We start from the raw sequence: 25333 nt of genomic DNA, 5'->3' as shown, positions 1-25333 counted from the left end.
GGGTGTCTGGACGGAGGAGTCCACCCCAGCATCCAGCTGGGCACTACCTCCAAGCCCGGTCCTTCAGGGCCGGGTCAAGTTGACAGGGGAGCGGTCACTCCTTCGCGCAGGAGTATCCAAACGCGCCAACTCCATTGCCCACAGCGCAGGGTGACGCGCCGTGAGACATGTGCGGCGGGAGTTCTGTGCGCGGCACCCGCCCCGGAGCGTGTCAACGGGCCGCCAGGGCAGACCGGTTCGCCTCGCGCTCCCGCCCGGGCCCCTTCCTGCGCCGGTGATCCGGCCGCGTGCGGCAGGATGGGGTCGTGCCGGAGCGCCTCGCGAGCGGGGAGAGGGACGGCAGTACCGCAAGACATGAAGGGATGTTCAGGAACCGTGACAGGCAACCCCAAGCACGGCGGAGCGTGGCTGCGCCGCTTCCACCCGGCGCCGGATGCCGGTGTCCGGCTGGTCTGCTTCCCGCACGCGGGAGGATCGGCCACCTTCTACTTCCCCGTCTCCCGCACGCTGTCGCAGTCGACCGAGGTACTGGCGGTCCAGTACCCGGGCCGGCAGGACCGGCACGGCGAACCGTGCGTCAGTGACATCGGAGAGCTGGCCGACCGCGTGGTCGAGGAACTGCTGTCCCTGGACACCAAGCCGCTGGCCCTCTTCGGCCACAGCATGGGCGCCATGGTGGCGTACGAGGTCGCCAGGCGCCTGGAGCGCAAGGGGATCAAGCCCCTGCGCCTCTTCGCCTCCGGCCGGCGCGCCCCGTCGCGTAGGCGGCACGGGAACGTGCACCTGCGCGACGACGACGGCCTGATCGAAGAGCTCAAGAAGCTCAGCGGGACCGACTCCCGGATCCTGGGCGACCCGGACATGCTGCGCATGTTCCTCCCCGCCATCAGGAGCGACTACAAGGCGGTGGAGTCGTACCGCCACGTCCCAGGCCCTCCGCTGGACTGCCCCGTCGTCGCCCTCACCGGCGACGACGACCCCCACGTGACGCTCGACGAGGCGAAGGCCTGGAGCGAGCACACGGTCGGCGGCTTCGAACTCAAGGTGTACGAGGGCGGCCACTTCTACCTCAACTCCCAGGCTGCGGGGGTGATGGAGGCGATCTCGGCCGGCATCGCGGAGTCGTGGCCGACCGGTCCCGCCCACGTCGGCCCGGAGGTGGACGGCACCCACGAACCTGCCCACCGTCCCTCGTAACGTGCCGCCCGGACGAGAACTCCGTGATCGAAGAGATACTCCCGCCGAACGTCGTGGTGGCCGAGGCGTACGACGACTCCGCACCGGCCGAGCTGTATCCGGAGGAGGCGAGGCTCGTCGCGAACTCCGTGGACAGCCGGCGGCGTGAGTTCGCCACGGCGCGGCTGTGCGTACGACGCTGCCTCGCCCAGCTCGGCCTGCCGCCCGGGCCCCTGCTGCCCGGCCGCCACGGAGCGCCGCGCTGGCCGGAATCCGTGACGGGCAGCATCACGCACTGCACCGGCTATCGGGTCGCGGCCCTGGCCCGTACCTCCGACGTCGCCATGATGGGGATCGATGCGGAGCCCGATCATCCGCTTCCCGCAGGCGTGTTGGAGAGCATTGCCCTGCCCGGTGAAATCGCGCGGCTGCGCGGACTCCGGGCGGCCGACCCCGGCGTGTGCTGGGACCGCCTGCTGTTCAGCATGAAGGAAGCGGTCTACAAGGCCTGGTACCCGGCCACGGGACGCCGACTGGACTTCGGTGACGCCGACATCGAAGTGGACGCTGCGGCGACCTCCTTCACGGCACGCATCCTCCCCTCCGGGCCCCGGAACAGCGGTGGAGCAGCCCTTCTGAAGGGCCGTTGGACGGCCCGGCGAAACCTGGTGGTCTCCGCCGTCGTCGTGCCGAAGGTCGTGGCCGCGCCGAGGGCGCAGTCCGGACGGACGCCGGCTTCGTAGCCGACCTCACCGGGCCACCGCGGCGTTCACCTGCACCGCCTGCCTGCTGATTCCCGCACGAGGGTCTCCTCGGCCTCGCTCGCATCGAACGACGACCCCACCGGCAGCGCCGCGTGGGGCGCCGGCGCGTGCACCGATCGGCTACCCACATCGTGATGCCTTCCGACACTCCGTTGTAGCCAGTCGAACGATCTACCTCCTGCTTCGATTGCGCGCCGAAGATTGAACCGCTCAATTGGACAGCGTCGTTGTGGTCGGCAAAACCGAAGGAAGTCGCATGAGCCTGCCCGAGCCTTGGTGGCGTGCAAGTCGAAGCTATGTCTCGGAGATCCTCTCGCTGTTCGCGGCCGCGCCCGACCGCGATGTAGTTCATTGGCGCGGCGAAGCATTCTCCGGTGGCGACCTGATTCGGTCCGTGACTGAAACCTTCCTTGCGCTGCGCGACCGCGGAGTGGGTAAGGGAGATGTGGTGGCGATTCTGGTCGCTCCCAACAGCCCCGAGATGCTCACCGTGCGGTATGCGGCGCACCTGCTCGGCGGCGCCGTGTGCTATCTGCGCACCACTAATCCTGGTACCCGGACGACGGTCCTTCCGCTGGATCACCAGATCCAGATCCTGCGCGAGACCGAAGCGGTGACCATCTATGCCGATGCCGAAGGTTCGGAGCGCGCGGCAGAGCTCGCCGACGGCAGCGGGCTCCCGGTAACGCGACGCCACCACGGGGAAGGCCAGGGCGGCGGCCGGACCGATGCCACGGACATGCCGGACGCCGTGTCCTGGGACCCGGATGCGCCGGCCTTCATCGGATTCACGAGTGGCAGCACGGGGCGCCCCAAGGGAATCCGGCTGGCGGGCCGCGCATGGGAAGCCACCATGCGCGCATGGATGGGGGTCGGTCGTGAATACGACTGTGCGTCGATCCTGGTGTCGACCCCGCTGAGCCATGGCGTCGCCGCGATGGCGGACGCAGTCTTCGCCCTGGGCGGAGCCCTCTATCTCCATGAGAGCTTCGATGCCGAGAAGTTCGTGGACACCGTCTCCGCGGAGAATGAGATCTCGTGGACGTTCATGGCGACGAATCACGTGTTCCACGTCATCGACCACCTCTCCGAGCGGGGAATCCGAGACCGTGAGGCCGTGGAGGCCGCAGGCCTGTCCTCGCTGAAGCGGATCGTCTACGGCGGCAGCCCCGCGGCCCCCGCCAGAATTGCGCAGGCTTTCAGGCTCTTCGGCCCTGTTCTGGCGCAGGGTTATGCCACGAGCGAGAGCGGTCGGATCACGATCCTGACGCCTCAGGAGCACGGCGACCCGGAACTCGCGGCCACGGTCGGCCGGCCCTTCCCCGAGGTGGAGGTCGTCGTCTGCAACTCGGATTCGGGTGCGCAGCTGGCGGCCGGGGAAGTCGGTGAGGTTCGTGTCCGCTCGCCCCAGATGATGGATGCGTACAACGGCGAACCGGAATTGACGGCACAAGTCCTCCGTGACGGATGGTATTTCACCGGGGATATCGGCCGTCTCGACGAGCGGGGTTATCTGACCCTCTTGGGTCGGGTTGCCCACGTCGTCAAGGTCGGTGGCGTCAAGGTTCATCCGATCGTCCTCGAGGCGGAAATCCTTTCCCACCCGGGGGTCCGGCACGCCGCCGTCTACGGAGTGCAGGACGCGGACGGGAGCGACCACATCCACGCCGCAATCGAATGCGATCCGGCCGAAGTGGTCGAATTGGAAGACATCCGCACGAGAATTGCAGAGGCACTGTCCCCGATTCACGTGCCGGAAAAGATACATGTCTTGAGCGCTCTGCCGATGAACAGCAACGGCAAGCCCGACAAGGTGCTCCTGAAGTCGCAGTACTCCTAGCGCAGACCTTTCTGTTCGCAGGTCCATCCAACTGCTACGTCGAGAAGGCGAGTGAATGAACGTTCACCTGGCATCATATCTGAGTGGGAAAACCGCTGGCGATCTTGCTGGAAGCAAGCGCGAATTCCTGGAGATCGGTCGTCGTTCCGGCGCCTACCCCATGGCCACCGCGCGGCGCGACGGGGTGGACTCGGAAGTAAACGTCTGGTGCAGCAACGACTATCTGGGAATGGGCCAGAACCGCCAGGTCGTCGCGGCCGTGCACGCTGCGATCGATACCCATGGCGTGGGCTCCGGAGGTTCCCGGAACATCGGTGGAACCAACCACTACCACGTCCTTCTCGAAAATGAGCTCGCGGACCTGCACGGCAAGGAGGCCGCTCTCCTCTTCCCGTCGGGATACACGGCCAACGAGGGTTCGCTGTCGGTTCTGGCGGGGCTTCCGAAGGACACCGTCGTATTCTCCGACGCGAAGAACCATGCCTCGATCATCGACGGTCTCCGGCACAGCGGTGCGAAGAAGCACATCTTCCGGCACAACGACGTCGCCCACCTGGAAGAGCTGATAGCGGCCGCTCCCGCCGACTGCCCCAAGCTCATCGTCGTGGAATCGGTCTACTCCATGTCGGGCAACGTCGCGCCGCTCGCCGAGATCGCCGACATCGCGGACAAGTACGGTGCCACGACCTTCATCGACGAGGTCCACGCGGTCGGCATGTACGGTCCGCAGGGCGCCGGCATCGCCGCGCGGGAAGGTATCGCCGACCGGTTCACGGTCGTCATGGGTACCTTGGCGAAGGGGTTCGGAACGGTCGGCGGCTACATTGCGGGGCCGGCGGCCCTGGTGGACGCGGTGCGGACCTACTCGCGCTCCTTCGTCTTCACCACCTCGCCGCCGCCTGCCGTCGCGGCCGGTGCGCTGGCGTCGGTCCAGTACCTGCGGTCGTCGGATGTCGAGCGCAAGCTCCTCTCGGAGAACGCGCAGCTTCTGCACAGCCTTCTGATCGCGGCCGACATCCCGTTCATCTCGACGGACTCGCACATCGTTGCGGCCTTCGTCGGGGATGATGAGACGTGCAAGCGGGCGTCCCAGCTGCTGTTCGAGCGGCACGGGATCTACGCCCAGTCCATTAACGCCCCCAGCGTGCCGACGGGCGAGGAGATCCTGAGGATCGCTCCGTCCGCCGTACACGACCAGAACGACGTCGAGAACTTCGCCCAGGCCCTCCACGAGGTCTGGAAGGAACTGAACATCCCGACCGCGAGTGCCCGGGACTGGTCGACGTCCGAGCTCCGCGGTGGCGGTGCCTGGCCCGCCGCGAAGGACGGACTGCTGCCGTAGTGGCCATGTCAGTTGCCGGCGTGCTGGCCGACACGGCGGCGCGGCGACCCGACCATCCGGCCCTGATCCACGAGGCCGAGCACTTCACCTACGGGTGGCTGTGGGAACGGGCGCGCCGCTATGCCTCCGTGCTGCGGTCGGGCGGGGTACGGCCAGGAGACCGGGTCGCCATGCTCCTGGTCGACACCCCCCAGTTTCCCGCTGTGTACTTCGGTGTGCTGGCGGCCGGCGCCGTCGCGGTTCCGCTCAACGCCATGGCGACGGCGTCGGAGATCGAGCACGTACTGACCGATTCCGACGCCCGTTTCCTGGTGTGCGCCGCCTCCCTGCTCGCCAGGGCGAGGGAGGCGGCGGAGCCGCTCGGTACGGCGCTCCTCACCGTCGGCCCGGGCCCCGCGGACACGGTCGACCTGGAGGCGGCGGCGCAGGACGCACCACCGATCGACGATGTTGCGGTGCGGGAGCCCGACGACGTCGCGGTCGTGTTCTACACCTCCGGCACGACGGGTGAGCCGAAAGGGGTGATGCTCACCCACCGGAACATCCTCCACAACGTCGAGAGGATGGTCGCCACTCCGTACATGTTCCGGAGTGACGACGTATTGCTCGGGTGCTTGCCGCTGTCGCACGGCTTCGGTCAGATCTGCGGCATGCTGACCGGCTTCCGCGCCGGTATATCCATCGTCATGATGCCGAGGTTCTCCGGGCGGGAGGCCCTCGAGCTGATGACGAAACACCGGTGCACGGTGTTCATGGGCGTTCCGACCATGTACGTCAAGCTGCTCGATGCAGTGGACCGCGGAGAGCGGGTTCCCCGGCTCGACCGCGTGTACAGCGGGGGATCTGCGCTTCCGGCCAGGACTCTCGAGCAGGTCCGGAGCACGTTCGGATGCCCTGTGTACGAGGGCTATGGGATGACTGAGACCTCCTGCAGCGTCGCCTACCACTATCCCGGCCTGACATTTCGACCCGGAACGGTCGGTGTTCCCATCACCGGCGTCACCGTCGGAATAGCTCGGCCGAATGCCGACGGGATCGATCTCCTGTCCGTCGGCGAGGTGGGCGAGATCGTGGTGCGCGGCCCGAGCGTCATGGCCGGATATCTCGGTCGCCCGGAGGCCACCGCCGAGGTGTTGATCGACGGGTGGTTCCTCACCGGCGATCTCGGCAGGCTGGACGGTGACGGCCACCTCTCGGTCGTGGGCCGTAAGAAGGACCTGATTCTGCGCGGCGGCTACAACGTCCACCCGCGCGAAATCGAGGAGATCCTCCTCGGGCATCCGGCCGTGGCACAGGTGGCGGTCATCGGTGTTCCGCACCCTGTGCTCGGTGAGGAGGTCTGGGCGGTCGTCATACCCGCTCGGCCGGAGGACGTCACCTCCGGATCGGACGAAGAAATCATCGAATGGGGCAAGCAGCGGCTCGCCGCATACAAGTACCCCCGTCGGGTGGAGTTCACCGACGCCCTCCCGACGGGGTCCAGCGGAAAAGTTCTCAAGCGGATGCTCGTCTCGAAATACGAGTCGACCGTCGGCTCGTAGCCGCGAACGAACCGGAATCACATGGGCGTAGCACCCGCGGCGCAGCTGCGGGCGCTACGCCTCCGCTCAGGCATCGTACGTAACAATAGGTAGGGCGACTCGACCATGGTTGAATTCCGAGCTGACACGTCGACATCGACCGAGGCGATCGCCATCGTCGGGATGTCCTGCCGACTGCCGCATGCGGAGAACCCCGCACGACTGTGGCAGCTGCTGCGCGAGGGCCGCAGTGCGATCGGGGCGCCCCCGGCGGGCCGCCCCGAACTGCCCTCCCGGCCGGGGGGTTACCTCGAGGACGTCAGCGGCTTCGATGCAGGCTTCTTCGGCATCAGCCCGCGTGAGGCGTCGTCGATGGACCCGCAGCAGCGGCTGATGCTCGAGCTCGCCTGGGAGGCACTGGAGGACGCCAGGATCCTCCCGTCCGATCTCGCCGACAGCCGGACCGGTGTCTTCGTCGGCGTCATCGCCGACGACTATGCCTCCCTCACGCGCCAGCACGGGGTCGAAGGCATCACCCGCCACACCCTGACCGGTCTCAACCGCGGCGTCGTCGCCAACCGGATCTCCTACGCCCTGGGCCTGCACGGACCGAGCGCGGCCGTGGACACCGGCCAGTCCTCCTCGCTGGTCGCCGTGCACCTGGCCGTCGAGAGCCTGCGCCGCGGCGAGTCCGCCATGGCCATCGCCGGCGGGGTCAACCTCAACCTGGTGCCGGACAGCACCATCGGGGCGGAGCGGCTCGGCGCGCTTTCACCCGACGGTCTCAGCTTCACCTTCGACGCCAGGGCGAACGGATACGTGCGCGGGGAGGGCGGCGCGTTCGTGGTGCTCAAGCCGCTGCACGCCGCCGTGGCGGACGGCGACCCGGTCTACTGCGTACTGCACGGCAGCGCGATGAACAACGACGGGGCGACCGAAGGACTCACCGTACCGAGTCCGGCCGGCCAGCAGGACGTCCTGCGGCAGGCGTACGAGCGTGCCGAGGTGTCCGCCGAGCAGGTGCAGTACGTCGAATTGCACGGCACGGGCACCAAGGTGGGCGATCCGATCGAAGCGTCGGCCCTGGGCGCGGTGCTCGGTGACGGCCGCGTCGACGGCACCGAGCTGCGGGTCGGATCGGTGAAGACCAACGTTGGACACCTCGAAGGTGCCGCAGGCATCGTCGGGTTGCTGAAAGCGGCGCTCTGCATCCGCAACCGCGAGCTCGTGCCGAGCCTGAACTTCGAGACCCCCAACCCGGACATCCCGTTCGACGAGTTGAAGCTCGCCGTGCAGCGGAACCTCGAGGCGTGGCCGCGACCGGACGAGCCGCTCTACGCAGGCGTCAGCTCGTTCGGTGTGGGCGGTACGAACTGCCACGTCGTGCTGTCCGACTGGCGCACCGAGTCGGCCGTCCAGGAGGAGCCGCGCGGCGCCGCGTCCGGCTCGGGTGCGGTGCCGTGGGTGGTGTCGGGCAAGTCGGCCGAGGCGGTGGCCGGTCAGGCGGGCCGACTGGTGTCGTTCCTGGAGGGGCGTCCCGAGCTGGACGTTGCGGCGGTGGGTCGTGCGCTTGCGGTGTCGCGTACTCGTTTCGATCACCGCGCGGTGGTCGTGGGGGAGACCCGCGAGGAGCTTCTGGCGGGCGTTCGGGCGCTGGCCGAGGGCATGCCTGCGGCCGGTGTGGTGTCGGGTCGTGCGGTGCCGGGCGGTGCGGGCAAGACGGTGTTCGTCTTCCCGGGTCAGGGTTCGCAGTGGCAGGGCATGGCGCTGGAGCTCTTCGACTCCTCGCCGGTGTTCGCCGCCCGTCTGGTGGAGTGCGAGCGGGCGCTGGCGCCGTTCACGGACTGGTCGCTGCTGGACGTCCTGCGCGGTGCGGACGGTGCGCCGGACTTCGACCGGGTGGATGTGGTGCAGCCGGCGCTGTGGGCGGTGATGGTGTCCCTGGCCGCGTTGTGGCGTTCGGTGGGTATCGAGCCGGACGCGGTGGTCGGTCATTCGCAGGGTGAGATCGCGGCGGCCGTGGTTGCCGGTGCGCTGTCGCTGGAGGACGCGGCGAAGGTCGTGGCGTTGCGCAGCCGGGCGATCGTGAAGCTGGCCGGTACGGGCGGGATGGTCTCGGTGGCCCTGCCGGCCGACGAGGTCCGCGAGCTCATCGCCCGCTGGGACGGCGCGATCGACATCGCCGCGCACAACGGCCCCGTGAGCACGGTCGTCTCCGGCGACCCGGAAGCCCTGGCCGAACTCGTCGCTCAAAGCGAGGCCGGGGGATACCGTGCCCGCACCATTCCGGTCGACTACGCCTCCCACTCCGCCCACGTCGACCTGCTGGAGGACGAGCTGCGGGAGCTGCTGGCCGGCGTCACGCCTCGTACCGGTGACATCAGGTTCTTCTCCACCGTCACCGGGCGGCCGCTGAACGGCGAGGAGCTCGACGGCGGGTACTGGTTCCGCAACCTCCGCCGGACCGTCCGGCTGGAAGAGGCCACCCGTGCTCTGCTCGGCGACGGGCACCGCGTCTTCATCGAGGTCAGTGCCCACCCGGTGCTCACCTCGGCCCTCGGCGACACGGCCGACGAGGCCGGCGTCGGCGGCACTGTGGTCGTCGGGTCGCTGCGGCGCGACGACGGTGGACGGGGTCGATTCCTGGCCTCGGTCGCAGAGGCGCACGCCAACGGCGTGGAGGTGGAGTGGGAGCGGTTCCTGCCGGGCCCGGGTCTGGTGGACCTGCCCACGTACGCCTTCCAGCGTGAGCCCTTCTGGCTGGAGGGAGCGGCGACCGCGCCGGTCCAGGTCCGGGCCGCCGCGGCAAGACGGCGCGGTCCGAAGCGGTCCGCGCCGCGCGGCGACGAGCTGGAGCTGGTGCGTGCGCACGTGGCAGCAGTGCTCGGCCACGGATCGCCACGCGACGTGGACATCGACACGACCTTCAAGGACCTGGGCTTCGACTCCCTCTCGTCCGTGGAGCTTCGGAACGCTCTGAACAGGGCCACGGGGCTCTCGCTGCCCTCCGGTCTCCTCTTCAACCACCCGACTCCGGCCGTGCTCGCCGACCACCTCGGTCGGCTCCTCGGCCCGGACCGGGACGAGGAGGACGAAGCGTACGAGGCCATGGCCCTCGACGAGCCGATCGCGATCGTCGGCATGGCATGCCGGCTGCCGGGCGGGGTCGCCTCTCCGGAGGACCTGTGGCGATTGGTCAGCAGCCGGGCCGACGCGGTCGGCGGATTCCCGACCAACCGGGGCTGGGACCTCGATGCGCTCTTCACCCCCGATCCGGACACCCCCGGCAAGACCTACGCCACCCAAGGTGGTTTCCTGCACGATGCGGACCGCTTCGATGCCGCGTTCTTCGGGATCAGCCCCCGCGAGGCGGCGGCGATGGAGCCCCAGCAGCGGCTGCTGATGGAGACGGCCTGGGAGGCCTTCGAACAGGCGGGCATCGACCCCGCCGTGCTGCGCGGCACCCGCACCGGTGTGTACGTGGGCGCGACGGCACAGGAGTACGGGCCGAGGCTGCACGAGCCGTCCGGCGGATACGACGGCCACCTGCTGACGGGGACCACCGCCAGTGTGGCGTCGGGCCGGCTGGCCTACACCTTCGGGCTGGAGGGCCCGGCGGTGACCGTCGACACCGCCTGCTCGTCCTCGCTCGTCGCACTCCACCTCGCCGCGCAGTCGCTGCGCCAGGGCGAGTCCTCCATGGCCATCGCCGGCGGTGTGTCCGTCATGGCGACGCCCGGCATGTTCGTGGAGTTCTCCCGGCAGCGCGGGTTGTCGCCGGACGGGCGGTGCAAGGCGTTCTCGTCGTCGGCGGACGGTACGGGCTGGGCNAGCGGCTGTCGGACGCGGAGCGCAACGGGCACCGGGTGCTCGCGGTCATCCGTGGCTCCGCCGTGAACCAGGACGGCGCGAGCAATGGGCTGACGGCCCCGAACGGGCCTTCGCAGGAGCGGGTCATCCGCGCCGCGCTGGCCAACGCCCGCCTGACGCCCTCCGAGGTGGACGCGGTGGAGGCGCACGGTACGGGGACCAGGCTCGGCGACCCGATCGAGGCTCAGGCGCTGCTCGCCACCTACGGCCAGGACCGCGAAGAGCCGCTCCGACTGGGCTCGCTGAAGTCGAACATCGGTCACACGCAGGCCGCCGCGGGTGTCGCGGGCGTGATCAAGATGGTCATGGCCATGCACAACGGGGTCCTCCCGGCGACGCTACACGTGGACGAGCCGACCTCGCATGTCGACTGGTCCGCCGGAGCGGTGGAACTGCTGACGGCCGCCCGCGAGTGGCCGGAGCTCGACCGTCCGCGCCGCGCGGGCATCTCGTCCTTCGGTATCAGCGGTACCAACGCACACCTCATCGTCGAGCAGGCCGCGCGGATCGAGGCCCCGGTCGAGGAGGCCCCGGTGCCGGGTCCGGTGTCGGGTCCGGTGCCGTGGGTGGTGTCGGGCAGGTCCGGGGCCGCTCTGTCGGAGCAGGCGGATCGGCTGGTGTCGTTCCTGGAGGAGCGGCCGGAGCTGGACGCCGCGGCCGTGGGCCGCTCGCTGGCCGCATCGCGTGCTCGTTTCGATCACCGTGCGGTGGTCGTGGGGGAGACCCGCGAGGAACTCCTCGACGCGCTGCGGGCGCTGACGCCGGGCGAGCCCGTCCGTGCGGGATCGGTGGCGTTCCTGTTCTCCGGGCAGGGCAGCCAGCGCGTGGGCATGGGCCGTGAGCTGTATGCGGCGGAGCCGGTGTACGCGGCTGCCTTCGACGAGGTCGTCGGGGCGTTGGACGTCCACTTGGACCGTTCGCTCGCCGGGGTGATCGAGGGCGAGCCGGAGCTGCTCCGGCGGACGGCCTTCACCCAGCCGGCGCTGTTCGCGGTCGAGGTGGCCCTGTTCCGCCTGCTGTCTCACCACGGGGTGACCCCGGACTACCTGGTGGGTCATTCGGTGGGTGAGCTGGCGGCGGCCCACGTGGCGGGCGTGCTGTCGCTGGAGGACGCCGCGCGTCTGGTGTGTGCGCGGGCGCGTCTGATGGAGGGCGTGGCCGAGGGCGGGGCGATGGTCGCCCTGAACGCGGGCGAAGCGCGCGTCGCCGGGTGGCTCGAAGGCCGTTCCGGCGTGGACGTCGCCGGGTTCAACAGCCCTGTCAACACCGTGGTTTCGGGCGACGAGACGGCAGTGCTCGACATCCTGGAGCTGGCCCGCGAGGAGGGTGTGAAGGCGACCCGGCTGAAGGTGAGTCACGCCTTCCACTCCGCGCACCTGGACACGATGCTGGCGGAGCTCACCGAGGTCGCCCGGAGCCTGACCCATTCGGCTCCCCGGATCCCGGTCGTCTCGAACGTCACCGGTGAGGTGGTCGAGGAGTTCACCGCCGAGCACTGGGCCACTCAGGCCCGTTCGGCGGTTCGATTCGCCGACGGCATCGCCACGCTGTCCGGCCTTGGCGTGACGGCCTTCGTGGAGCTGGGTCCCGACGGGACGCTCGCAGGTCTGACGGGCGAGTGCCTGGCCGACACCGAGGGCGTCGTCGCGGTGCCGGTACTGCGCAAGGGCCGTGCCGAGAAGCGTTCCCTCCTCGCCGCCCTGGGAGCCGTGCACGCCCACGGTGTGGATGTGGACTGGGAGGGTTTCCTCCCGGGTTCCGGTGGGGCGGAGCTGCCGACGTACGCGTTCCAGCGTGAGCGTTTCTGGCTGGATGCGCCGCGTTCCGCCGATGCGGCGGGTCTGGGTCTCACGGCTGTGGACCACCCGTTGCTGGCCGCGGTGATCACGGAGCCCGATGGTGATGCGGTGCAGTTCTCGGCCTCGGTGTCGCTGTCCTCGCACCCGTGGCTGGCCGATCACGCGATCGGTGGGACGGTCCTGGTTCCGGGGACGGTGTTCCTGGAGCTCGCCGGCACCGCGGCCGAGCAGCTGGGTCGTGCCACCGTCGAGGAACTCACCCTCCAGGCGCCGCTGATCCTCTCGGAGGGGACGGGCGCTCAGCTGCGGCTGACCGTCGACCGGGCCGACGCGCGCGGCGATCGCCGGTTCACCGTGTACTCGCGGACCGGCGAAGAGGAGTGGACCGCCCACGCGGCCGGCCTGCTGACTTCCTCCGCCCCCGCGCCCGGCGTTCCCCTGGACCAGTGGCCCCCGGCCGATGGCACCCCCATCCCCCTGGACGGGGCCTACGACCGCCTCGACGACCTGGGCTACGGCTACGGGCCGGCCTTCCACGGCCTGCGCGCCGCCTGGCGCGCCGGCGACGACCTCTTCGCCGAGGTCACCCTGCCCGACGAACTCCACACCGAGGCCGCCCGCTTCGGCGTGCACCCCGCCGTCCTCGATGCGGTCCTGCACCCGCTCGTCCTGGAGGCCGCGGCCTCGGCGCAGGACGACAGCACGATCCTTCTGCCGTTCTCGTTCTCGGGCTTCGTGCTGCACGCGGTCGGTGCCACGGTGCTGCGCGTCCGCTGGACCCGTACCGGCCGGGACACGGCCCGTCTCGCCCTCGCCGACGGCGCCGGCGCTCCGGTGGCGACGATCGAGTCGGTCGCCCTGCGGCCGATCGCCCGCGATCAGCTCGCCGTTGCCGGCCCGGCCGTGGAGTCCCTGTACCGGGTGGCATGGGAGGCAGTCCCGGCGGCAGAGCCGGTCGCCCGCCGGCGGTGGGTCCGGCTGGGCGAGGCGCCCTACGCCGACCTTGCCGCGCTCGGCGCCGCGGTCGACGCAGGGTCGGCCGTACCGGAGTTCGTGGTGATCGGCGAGCAGGAGCTCGGCGTCGGCACCGCCGATGGTGTCCTCGACCGGACCCACGCCACGGCGGCCCGCGGGTTGGAGGCGGTCCGGGAATGGCTGGCCGCCCCGCAGTTCGCGGAGAGCCGCCTCGTCCTCGCCGTGCCGGACGGCGCGCTGCACACGGCGCCGCTGGTGGGCCTGGTCCGGACCGCGCAGACCGAGCAGCCCGACCGACTCGTCCTCGCCCACCTGGACGAGGGCGGTCAGGAGCTGCTGCCCGCCGTGCTGGCTTCGGGTGAGCCGGAGGTGGCGGTGCGCGGCGGCGAGCTGTTCGTGCCGCGTCTGGCGCGTGCCGCGGGTGTCGTGGCAGGTGCGGTGGAGGGTCTGGACCCGGAGGGTACGGTCCTGGTGACCGGCGCTCTGGGTACGTTGGGCCGTCTGGTGGCGCGTCGGCTGGTGACGCACCACGGTGCGCGGCACCTGCTGCTGGTGTCGCGCCGTGGTGCCGAGACGCCCGGTGCTGCCGAGTTCGTGGCGGAGCTGGCGGAGTCGGGTGCGCGGGCGCGGGTCGCGGCGTGTGACGTGTCGGACTTCGACGCGCTCGCGGGTCTGCTGGGCGAGGTCGCGGTCGAGCGTCCGCTGACCGCCGTGGTGCACACGGCGGGCGTCCTCGACGATGCGACGGTCACCTCGCTGTCGGCCGGTCATCTGGAACGGGTGATGCGTCCGAAGGCCGACGCGGCCTGGAACCTCCACCGCCTCACCGAGTCACTCGGCCTCGCCTCGTTCGTCATGTTCTCGTCCATCGCGGGTCTCATGGGCAATGCCGGGCAGGCCAACTACGCGGCCGCGAACACCTTCCTCGACGCTCTCGCGCAGCACCGCCGCGCCCAGAACCTGCCCGGGACGTCCCTCGCGTGGAGCCTGTGGGACAGCGCCGACGGCATGGCCGGAACCCTTGCCGACGCCGACGTGGCGCGATGGAAGCGGAGCGGAATCGTCCCGCTGACCCCGGAAGCGGGTCTCGCCCTGTTCGACGCGGCGCTCGCCTCGGCGGAGCCGCTGCTCGTGCCCGCCGAACTCGACCTGGGCGCCCTGCGTGCACGGGCCGAGGAGAACGCACTCCCCGAGCTGTTCACCAGCCTGGTCCGCGTCCGCCGCCGCCAGGCGGTCGGCGCCGCCCGCGGCGCCGACTCCTCGTGGGCCCAGCGGCTGATCGCGCTGGCCCCGGAGGAGCGGGCGCAGGCCGTACTCCAGACCGTACGGGAGACCGTGGGCCTGGTTCTCGGGCACGGAGCCGGCGACGGCATCGACCCGGCCAAGGCCTTCATGGACCTCGGCTTCGACTCCCTCACGGGTGTAGAACTGCGCAACCGACTGGGCGCGGTGACCGGGCTGCGACTGCCCACCACCCTCGTGTTCGACCACCCGTCGCCCCGGGCGGTGGCGGACTTCCTGCTGGACCGGCTCGACGCGACGGGAACAGCCGTCGTCCCGTCGGTGGCCGCCCACGCCCCGGGACTGGACGAGCCGATCGCCGTGGTCGGAATGGGGTGCCGTTACCCGGGCGGGGTCTCCTCGCCCGAGGACCTGTGGCGGCTCGTCGCCGAGGGCCGGGACGCGATCGACGAGTTCCCGTCCGACCGGGGCTGGGACGTGGAAGACCTCTTCGACCCGGACCCCGAGAAGGTCGGAAAGTCGTACACGCGCAAGGGCGGATTCCTCTACGACGCCGCCGACTTCGACGCCGAGTTCTTCGGTCTGAGTCCGCGCGAGGCGATCGCCACCGACCCGCAGCAGCGCGTGCTGCTGGAGGTCGCCTGGGAGGCGCTGGAGCGTGCGGGAGTCGACCCCGCCTCGCTGCGCGGTTCCTCGACCGGTGTCTATGCGGGCGTGATGTACAACGACTACGGCTCGCGGCTGGGGAGTGCCCCGGAGGGCTTCGAGGGGCATCTGCTCACCGGCACGATCGCGAGCGTCCTGTCGGGCCGGCTGGCCTACACCTTCGGTTTCGAGGGGCCGGCGGTGACGCTGGACACGGCGTGTTCCTCGTCGCTGGTGGCGGTGCACCTGGCCGCTCAGGCGCTGCGCCAGGGCGAGTGCTCCATGGCACTCGCCGGCGGTGTCACCGTGATGTCCACCCCGACGACCTTCGTCGAGTTCTCGCGTCAGCGCGGTCTGTCGCCGGACGGGACCTGCAAGTCGTTCGCGGCTTCGGCGGACGGTACGGGCTGGTCCGAGGGCGCGGGCGTGCTGGTGCTGGAGCGTCTTTCGGACGCCCGGCGGCTCGGGCACGACATCCTGGGTGTGATCCGCGGTTCCGCGGTCAACCAGGACGGTGCGAGCAACGGCATCACCGCCCCCAACGGCCCTTCGCAGGAACGCGTGATCCGCCAGGCACTCGCCAACGCCCGCCTCGCTCCGCACGAGGTGGACGCCGTCGAGGCGCACGGCACCGGTACCCGGCTCGGTGACCCGATCGAGGCCAACGCGCTGCTGGCCACCTACGGCCAGGACCGCGACGAGCCGCTGCGTCTGGGATCGATCAAGTCGAACATCGGTCACACACAGGCTGCCGCGGGTGTCGCGGGCATCATCAAGATGCTGATGGCGATGCGCAACGGGGAGCTTCCGGCAACGCTGCACGTGGACGAGCCGACGCCGCACGTCGACTGGTCGACGGGTGCGGTCGAGCTGGTCACCGAGCATCGGGAGTGGCCCGGGGTTGCGCGCCCGCGGCGCGCGGCCGTCTCCTCGTTCGGCATCAGCGGTACGAACGCCCATGTGGTCCTGGAGCAGGGCCCGGAGCCGGTCGTGGCCGGCGAGCCGGTGACGGCGGGGCTTCCGCTGGTGGTCTCGGCCAAGAGCGAGGCGGCCCTGGCGGCGCGTGCCGGCCAGGTGCGCGAGCTGCTGGCCTCGGAGGGCGCCGATCCGGCGCGGGTGGCTTCGGCCCTCGCGACCCGGGTCCCGCACCTCCCCTTCCGGGCTACGGTCTCGGGCGCCGGCCGGGATGAGCTGCTGGCGGGTCTGGAGGCGCTGGCCTCGGGCGGGTCCGCGGCCAACCTGGTTCAGGGTGAGGTCACGGCTCCTGGCGGGACGGTGTTCGTCTTCCCGGGGCAGGGTTCGCAGTGGCAGGGCATGGCGTTGGAGTTGTCGGGGTCTTCTCCGGTGTTCGCCGCGCGGTTGGCGGAGTGTGAGCGGGCGTTGGCGCCGTTCACGGACTGGTCGTTGTCGGATGTTCTGCGGGGTGTGGAGGGTGCGCCCGGTTTTGATCGGGTGGATGTGGTGCAGCCGGCGTTGTGGGCTGTGATGGTGTCGTTGGCGGCGTTGTGGCGTTCGGTGGGTGTCGAGCCGGATGCGGTGGTGGGTCATTCGCAGGGTGAGATCGCGGCTGCGGTGGTTGCCGGTGTGTTGTCGCTGGAGGATGCGGCGAGGGTTGTGGCGTTGCGCAGCCGGGCGATCGTGAAGCTGGCCGGTACGGGTGGGATGGTCTCGGTGGCTCTGCCGGCCGGCGAGGTCCGTGAGCTCATAGCGCCCTGGGGCGGCGCGATCGACATCGCCGCACACAACGGCCCGCGTTCCGTCGTGGTTGCCGGAGAGTCGACCGCTCTTGAGGAGCTGCTCGCCCACTGCAAGGACAACAAGATGCGCGCCAAGCGCATCCCGGTCGACTACGCCTCCCACTCCGCGCACGTCGAAGGCCTGCGGGACGAGCTCCTCGACGCGCTGTCCTCGCTCTCCCCGCGCCCCGTCGAGGTGCCCTTCCTCTCCACCGTCACCGGGCAGCTGCTGGACGGTACGGAGCTCGACGGCTCGTACTGGTTCCGCAACCTCCGTCACACCGTGCAGCTGGAGGAGGCCACCCGGACCCTGCTCGACCAGGGCCACCGCGTCTTCATCGAGGCCAGCGCCCACCCCGTGCTGACCATCGCACTCCAGGAGACGATCGACGACACGACGCACTCCGGCGCCGTCACCGTGCCCTCGCTCCACCGCGACGAGGGCGGGCTCGACGACTTCCTCGCCTCCGCGGCGCAGGCCCACGTCGCGGGCGCCCCTCTCGACTGGGCTGCCGTGGTCGGCGGACCCGGCGCGGTCGTCGACCTGCCGACCTACCCCTTCCAGCGCCGACGCCACTGGCTGGAGGGCCCGGCGGCGGTCGGGGACGCGGGCGGCCTCGGCATGGCCGCCGAGCGGCACCCGCTCATCGGCGCCGCGCTCTGGATGGCCGACGAGGACAAACTGGTCCTGAGCGGCAGGATCGCCCTGAACACACAGCCCTGGCTGGTGGACCACGCCGTGGCCGGCACCGTGCTGCTCCCCGGTACCGCTTTCGTGGAACTCGCCATCAGGGCGGGTGACCACACGGGTCTCGATCAGCTCGACGAACTGACCCTCCAGGCACCGCTGGTGCTGGCCGGCCGCGGCGCCGTACAGCTCCAGGTCGTGGTCGACGCCCCGGACGAGCAGGGCCGCCGCGCGCTGTCGGTCCACTCCCGCCCGGAACCCGAGTCCGACGACTCCGCGATCGACCCGTGGACCCTGCACGCCACCGGCGTACTGGGCCACGCGGAAGGAGGCGCGGGCACACCGGCCGACACCGCCTGGCCCCCGGCCGGCGCAGATCCGGTCGACCTGTCGGCGGCGTACGACACGCTCGCCGACCGGGGCTTCCAGTACGGACCCGCCTTCCAGGGCCTGCGGGCGCTGTGGCGCGCCGGCCGGGAGATGTTCGCCGAGGTCGCGCTCCCGAAGGACGTCCCCCCGGGCGAGTTCGGGATCCACCCGGCCCTCCTCGATGCCGCCCTGCACCCGCTGGCGCTCGCCCAGGACGGCCTGCCGGCGCTGCCGTTCGCCTGGACCGGCGTTCGGCTGCACGCGGTGAACGCCAGCGTGCTGCGCGTACGGATCACCCCCGAAGGCTCGGGCTCCGCACTGTCCCTCTCCGACACGAGCGGCGCGCCGATCGCGTCGGTGCAGGCGCTCGGCCTGCGGGTCGCGGACCCGGCACAGCTGGCCGCCTCGGACACCCCCCGCCGGCCGCTGCTCCAGGTGGAGTGGACGCCCGCCCCGGAGACCGCCCCGGCCGCCGGCTGGGCCGTCCTCGACGCGCGGGGCCACGGCCTGCCCGCCCCTCTGGGCAGCTACTCGGACCTCGCCGGCATGGTCGCGGCCCCGCCGCTCGTCGTGGCCCCCTTCCCCGGCGACGACGGCCCCGGCGCCGTGGCACACCGGGCTCTGCGGCTGGCCCAGGAGTGGCTCGCCGAGGAGCGGTTCGCCGACTCGCGCCTGGTCTTCGCGACCCGTGATGCCACCACCGCCCGCACGGAGGCCGGACTCGGCTCGGCTCCCGTCTGGGGGCTGGTGCGAACCGCCATGGCCGAGAACCCCGGCCGGTTCGGACTCCTGGACCTGACGGACTGGGACCTCTCCGAGGCCGAGCTCGGCCGTGCACTGGCCGTACCGGACGCGCAGGTGAGCCTGCGGGACGGGACACCGCTCGTACCGCGGCTGGTCAAGTCGCCCACGACGGGCGCCACCGTGCCCGCCCTCAACCCCGAGGGCACCGTCCTCGTCACGGGCGCCACCGGCACCCTGGGCCAGCTGTTCGCCCGCCACCTCGTTGCCGAGCACGGCGTACGGCACCTGCTGCTGGCGAGCCGCCGCGGCCGCGATGCGGCGGGCATGCCGGAGCTGGAGGCGGAACTCACGGCTCACGGAGCCGACGTGTCCGTGGTCGCCTGTGACACGGCCGACCGCACGGCGGTCGCCGCGATGCTGGACGCGATCCACCCGCAGCATCCGCTCACCGCGGTCCTGCACACCGCAGGCGTCCTCGACGACGGAACGCTGCACGCCCTCACGGCCGAACAGCTCGACACCGTACTGCGCCCCAAGGTCGATGCCGCCCGGCACCTGCACGAGCTGACGGCCGGCCTTGAACTGGACGCGTTCGTCCTGTTCTCCTCGCTGGCCGGCACGATCGGCACCGCGGGACAGGCCAACTACGCCGCGGCCAACACCTATCTGGACGCCCTCGCGCACCACCGCCGGGCCCAGGGCCTGCCCGGTACGTCGCTGGCCTGGGGCCTGTGGGCCGAGGGCAGCGGGATGACCGGTCACCTGACCGACGCCGACCTCGCCCGCATGTCCCGGGGCGGCATCGCGCCCATCGGCAGCGAGCAGGGGCTGGCGTTGTTCGACGCGGCCCTCGCGACCGGGCTGCCGGTGCTCGTTCCGGCACTGCTGGACCACACCGGACTGCGGGCACAGAGCGAGGACGGCACGCTGCCCGCGCTCTTCCACGGCCTGGTGCGTCCCACCCGGCGCGCCGCCGCCGGTGAGCGCGCGGGCGGGAACTCCCTCCGGGAACGCCTGGCGCCCCTGGCCCTCCAGGACCAGGAGCGCGCGCTGCTGGAACTGGTCCGCGGCCTGGTGGCCTCCGTACTGGGGCACACCGACGCCGACCAGGTCGCGCCCGGACGGGCCTTCAACGAGCTGGGCTTCGACTCGCTCAAGGCCGTGGAACTACGCAACAGGCTGAACGCTGCCGCAGGCCTGAAGCTGCCCGCGACGCTGGTGTTCGACTATCCGAACGCGGTCGAGCTGGCCGGCTTCCTGCGGACCGAACTGCTCGGCGCGGCCGACGCGGCGGCCGAGGCCGAACCGGCAGCCGGCGCCACCGACGAGCCGATCGCGATCGTCGCGATGGCCTGCCGCTACCCGGGCGAGGTCAGCTCCCCGGAGGAGCTGTGGGCGCTGCTGTCCGACGAGCGGGACGCCATCGGCCCGTTCCCGGACGACCGCGGCTGGGATCTGGACGGCCTGTACGACACGGACCCCGACCGCACGGGCACCTCGTACACCCGGCACGGCGGATTCCTCTACGGGGCTGCGCAGTTCGACCCCGAGCTTTTCGGGGTGAGCGCCCGGGAGGCCACCGCCATCGACCCGCAGCAGCGCCTGCTCCTGGAGATCTGCTGGGAGGCCTTCGAGCGCGCGGGCATCGACCCGGCCTCTCTCAAGGGCAGCCAGACCGGTGTGTTCGCCGGTGTCATGGCCAACGACTACGCGGCACGGCTGAAGGACGCCCCCGAGGCCCTTGAGGGCTACCTGTCGGTCGGCAGCACGGTCAGTGTCGCCTCCGGCCGCATCGCCTACACCTTCGGCCTGCAGGGGCCGGCGATCACCGTCGACACCGCCTGCTCCTCCTCGCTCGTCTCCATCCACCTCGCCGCCCAGGCACTGCGGAGCGGCGAATGCGGGCTGGCCCTGGCCGGCGGTGTGACCGTACTGGCCGCGCCCACCCTGTTCGTCGAGTTCAGCCGACAGCGCGGCCTGGCACCGGACGGCCGCTGCAAGCCCTTCTCCGCGCGGGCGGACGGGGCGGCCTGGGCCGAAGGCGCCGGAATCCTCCTGCTGGAGCGGCTCTCCGACGCCCGGCGCAACGGCCGCCGGATCCTCGGCGTGATCCGCGGGACCGCCGTCAACCAGGACGGTGCGAGCAACGGCCTCACCGCCCCCAACGGCCCGTCCCAGGAACGGGTGATCCGCCAGGCCCTGACCAACGCGGGCCTGACCGCCGCGGACGTGGACGCCCTGGAGGCCCACGGCACCGGCACCACGCTGGGCGACCCGATCGAGGCCCGGGCTGTGCTCGCCACCTACGGGCAGGAGCGCCCCTCGCCCCTCCTGATGGGCTCCCTGAAGTCCAACATCGGACACTCGCAAGCCGCCGCCGGTGTGGCCGGCGTCATCAAGATGGTCATGGCGATGCAGCACGGGGTGCTCCCCAAGAGCCTCCACATCGACGAGCCCAGCCCGCATGTGGACTGGTCCGCCGGCGAGGTGGAGCTGCTCACCGAGGCGGCGCCGTGGCCCGAGTCCGAGCGGCCGCGCCGGGCAGGCGTGTCCTCCTTCGGCATCAGCGGCACCAATGCGCACATCATCGTGGAGCAGCCGCCGGCCGAGGGGCCGGTCCCGCCGGCCGAACCGATGCCGGTCGTGCCGCTGCTGCTGTCCGCGCACCAGGACGCGGCCCTGCTGGCGCAGGCCGACCGGGTGGGCGCGGCCCTCGCCGCCGCCGGGCCGCAGGACCTGGCACCGGCCGGCCGGACCCTGGCCCTGGGCCGGGCCGGACTGGCGCACCGCGCCGTGGTGGTGGCCTCCACCGCCACCGAAGCGGTCGACGGATGCGCGGAACCGATAGTGCGGGGCACACCCGTGGACGGCCGTACGGCCTTCCTCTTCACCGGTCAGGGCAGCCAGCGACTCGGCATGGGCCGGGAGCTGTACACCGCCTACCCCGCCTACGCCGAGGCCCTGGACGCCGTATGCGAACAGCTCGACCCATGGCTGGAAAGGCCCTTGCTCGACGTCCTCTTCGGCGAGGACCCGGAGCCGCTGGACCGGACCGGCTTCACACAGGCCGCCCTGTTCGCGACCGAGGTGGCGCTCTTCAGGCTCCTCGAGGGCTGGGGCGTACGGCCCGACTTCCTCGCGGGCCATTCCATAGGTGAGCTGGCTGCCGCGCACGTCGCCGGCGTCCTGTCGCTGGCGGACGCGGCGCAGCTCGTCGCGGCCCGCGGCCGGCTGATGCAGGCGCTGCCCGGCGGCGGCGCGATGCTGGCCGTGCAGGCCGGGGAGCGGGAGGTGCTGCCGCTGCTCGCAGGACGTGAGGACCTGCTGGACATCGCCGCCGTCAACGGCCCCACCTCCGTCGTCCTCTCGGGCGACGCGGAGGTCGTCGAGGCCGTCGGGGCCGAACTCGCCGCGCAGGGACGCAGGACCAAGCGGCTGCGCGTCAGCCATGCCTTCCACTCCCCGCACATGGACGCGATGCTGGACGAATTCCAGACCGTCGCCAAGGGGCTCGCCTTCGCCGCGCCCACCATCCCGATCGTCTCCACCCTGACCGGGCAGCCGGTCGGCGCCGAGGAACTGACGACGCCCGAGTACTGGGTCCGGCACGTCCGTCGGCCCGTGCGCTTCCTGGACGCGGCACGCACCCTGGAAGCCGCAGGCGTACGGACCTTCCTGGAGCTCGGCCCGGACGGCGTGCTCAGTGCGATGGGGCAGGACTTCCTCGACGACGGCTCGCTCCTGGTCCCGGTGCTGCGCGGCGGGCGGGACGAGCCGCACACCGTCGTCACCGCCGTGGCCCACGCCCATGTACGGGGCGTGCCGGTGGACTGGCGCGCACTGTTCGGCGAGACCGCCGGACCGGCCGCGGACCTGCCGACCTACCCCTTCCAGCGTCAGCGCTACTGGCTGACGGAGGGGCCCGGCGGAGACGTCACCTCGGCCGGACTCGACTCCGCGCGGCACCCGCTGCTCGGGGCCGCGGTTCCGCTCGCCGACTCCGACGGTGTCCTGTTCACCGGCCGGATCTCGGCCCGCACCCACCCCTGGTTCGCCGACCATGCCGTCGCCGGGACCCTGCTGGTCCCGGGTACGGCCCTGGTGGAGCTCGCGCTCCACGCGGGCGCCGCAGTCGGCTGCGAACGCCTGGAGGAACTCACCCTCCAGGCGCCCCTGGTCCTGCCCGACGAGGGTGCGCTCCAGCTCCAGATCACCGTCGGCGGCCCCGACGGAGAAGGCCTCAGGCCCGTCGCCGTCCACTCGCGCGGCGACCGGGAGGGCGACGTCTGGAACCGGCACGCCACCGGCACCGTGACGGCCGCCGTTCCCGACGGTCCGGAACCCGACCTCGCGTCCTGGCCCCCGGCCGGCGCCGAGGCCCAGCCGGTCGAGGACCTGTACGACCGCCTCGCCGACCAGGGCTACGGCTACGGCCCTGCCTTCCAGGGCCTGCAGGCTGCATGGCGTTCGGGCGAGGACCTCTACGCCGAGGTACGGACGTCCGTCGACCCGGACGGATTCGCCCTGCACCCTGCACTGTTCGACGCCGCGCTGCACGCACTGCTCCTGGAGGAGTCGGCCGAACTGCGGCTGCCCTTCTCCTTCGGCGGCGTCCAGCTGACCGGGTCCCGGCCCGGCGGCACCTTGCGGGTCAAGCTGTCGGCCGGCCCGGACGCAACGGTCGCGGTCAGGATCGCCGACGAGACGGGCGCGCCGGTCGCCACCGTCACATCGCTCGCCCTGCGGGCCCTGCCGGCGGGGACCGGACCGACCCGCCCCTCCCGCCACCACGTGTACGCGGTGGACCGGGCCGGTGTGGAGCTCCCCGCCGGTGGCGACACCACCGTCGTGGTCCTCGGTGAGACCGACCTCGGACTCGCCGCCGAGCACCACGGCGACCTCGCCGACCTGGCCGCCTCGACGGCGGACGGTGCGACCGCACCCGACGTGGTCGTCCTTCCGGTACGCCCGGCCACTCCGCGGGAGACCAGCCGGGTCACGGAGGAGGTGCTGGCGGTACTGCGGCAGTGGCTCGCCACCGACGTGCCGGTCGGAGCGAGGCTTGCCGTGGTCAGCACCGGGGAACTGGCGCACAGCGCACTCTCCGGGCTGATGCGGACCGCCGAGTCGGAACACCCGGGACGATTCCAGCACGTGATCACGGACGGTCTGCCGGTCGGCCGCGAGCTGCTGGCCGCAGCGCTGGCCGACCCCCGACCGCAGCTCGAACTGCACGAGGGACGGGCTTACGTGACCCGGCTCGCCCAGGTCCCGTACCCGACCCGGACCACGGACGCCGACGACGCGTTCGACCCGGATCGCACGGTGCTGATCACCGGCGGCACGGGCGCGCTCGGAGCCCAGGTCGCGCGGCACCTGGTGACCGCCCGCGGCGCCCGCCGCCTGCTGCTCACCAGCCGGCGCGGCGGCGCGGAGGACCTGGTCGCCGAACTGGCCGCGCTGGGCGCGGACGTACGGGTCGCGGCATGCGACGCGGCCGACCGCGACGCGCTGGCCGGGCTGCTCGCATCGATCCCGGACGAGCACCCGCTCACCGCGGTCGTGCACGCGGCCGGAGTCGTCGAGGACGCCACGCTGGAGGCCATGAGCCCGGAGAGCCTCTCCCGGGTCCTGCGGCCGAAGGTGGAAGCCGCCTGGAACCTGCACGAGCTGACCGCCGGACTGGAGCTGACGGACTTCGTCCTCTTCTCCTCCGTCGCCGGCCTGGTGGGCAACGCCGGACAGGCCAACTACGCCGCCGGCAACACCTTCCTGGACGCGCTCGCCGCACACCGGCGCGCCGAGGGCCTGCCCGCCGTGTCCCTGGCCTGGGGTATGTGGGAGCACGGCATGGCGGGCGAACTCGACCGTGCCGACCGGGCCAGGCTCGCCCGCAACGGGATCCTGCCGATGCCGACCGACCTGGCACTCGCGGCCCTTGACACGGCCCTGGCCGCAGCCGAGGCGCCACGAGCCGCCGACGAGGCGGCGATCCGACCGGTGCTCGCGCCGGTGGCGCTCGACCTCGCGGTACTGCGGAGCCTCGGAGAGGCACTGCCCGAGCTGTACCGGGGGCTGGTGCGCACCGAGCGCCGAGCCGCCCGGCGTACCTCCGCTCCGGCGGAGATCCCGCTGGCGCAGCGGCTTACGGGCCTGGACGCGGCGGAGCAGCAGCAACTGCTCCTCGACCTCGTCAGGGAACAGGTCGGCATCGTCCTGGCCCACCCGGCCCCGCGGACGATCGACGTCCAGCGCGGACTGCTGGACCTGGGCTTCGACTCCCTCACCGCGGTCGAACTGCGCAACAGGCTGAACACCATCACCGAACTGCGGCTGCCCAGCACGCTCGTCTTCGACCACCCGACCACCCGGGCCGTCGCCGAACACCTGCGGGGCGAGCTGGTCGGCGAAGCGGCAGACCCGGTCCAGGCGGCCCTGGACGCACTCGAGGCCGCTCTCTCGACCGCCGGCCCGGCGGACGGCGACGGACCGGCGGGAACGTACGCCGCGCGCCTGCGCGGCCTGCTGCGGACGGTGGACGGCGGCTCCGACGGCGCCGACCTCGACCTGGCAACCGACGACGAACTCTTCGCAGCACTTGACAACGAACTCGGCAGGTAGAC

Annotated in this window: 6 protein-coding genes and 1 pseudogene; all 7 read left to right on the top strand. The window is 71.5% G+C overall.

What is annotated here, in order from left to right; translation table 11 throughout:
- Positions 1-375 precede the first annotated feature (375 nt).
- The gene (locus AAT21_RS24295; protein ID WP_063838142.1) at positions 376-1197 is read left to right on the top strand and encodes a thioesterase II family protein; all 822 of its coding nucleotides are present in this window, start codon (positions 376-378) and stop codon (positions 1195-1197) included.
- Between the two features lie 23 nt (positions 1198-1220).
- Positions 1221-1919 (top strand): 4'-phosphopantetheinyl transferase family protein, encoded by a 699-nt coding sequence (locus tag AAT21_RS24290; RefSeq protein ID WP_046779109.1) that lies wholly within the window; start codon positions 1221-1223, stop codon positions 1917-1919.
- Positions 1920-2196: 277 nt separating this feature from the next.
- Positions 2197-3780 (top strand): class I adenylate-forming enzyme family protein, encoded by a 1584-nt coding sequence (locus tag AAT21_RS24285; RefSeq protein ID WP_046779108.1) that lies wholly within the window; start codon positions 2197-2199, stop codon positions 3778-3780.
- A 55-nt stretch (positions 3781-3835) separates the two neighbouring features.
- Positions 3836-5122 (top strand): 5-aminolevulinate synthase, encoded by a 1287-nt coding sequence (gene hemA, locus AAT21_RS24280; RefSeq protein WP_079025931.1) that lies wholly within the window; start codon positions 3836-3838, stop codon positions 5120-5122.
- 5 nt (positions 5123-5127) lie between these two features.
- Positions 5128-6663: a long-chain-fatty-acid--CoA ligase gene (locus AAT21_RS24275; protein WP_235439210.1), complete on the top strand. Its 1536-nt coding sequence runs from the start codon at positions 5128-5130 to the stop codon at positions 6661-6663.
- Between the two features lie 162 nt (positions 6664-6825).
- Positions 6826-10472, top strand: a pseudogene (locus AAT21_RS39310) (type I polyketide synthase); the annotation flags it as partial.
- Position 10473: 1 nt separating this feature from the next.
- Positions 10474-25331, top strand: a 14858-nt coding sequence (locus AAT21_RS24270) for an SDR family NAD(P)-dependent oxidoreductase (RefSeq protein WP_235439209.1), incomplete at its 5' end; no start/stop codon positions are given.
- Positions 25332-25333 lie beyond the last annotated feature (2 nt).

The sequence above is a fragment of the Streptomyces yangpuensis genome (assembly GCF_001005295.1).
Lineage (GTDB): Bacteria > Actinomycetota > Actinomycetes > Streptomycetales > Streptomycetaceae > Streptomyces > Streptomyces yangpuensis.
The sequence above is the reverse complement of the archived record's forward strand: the minus strand, read 5'-3'. Positions and strand labels throughout refer to the sequence as shown.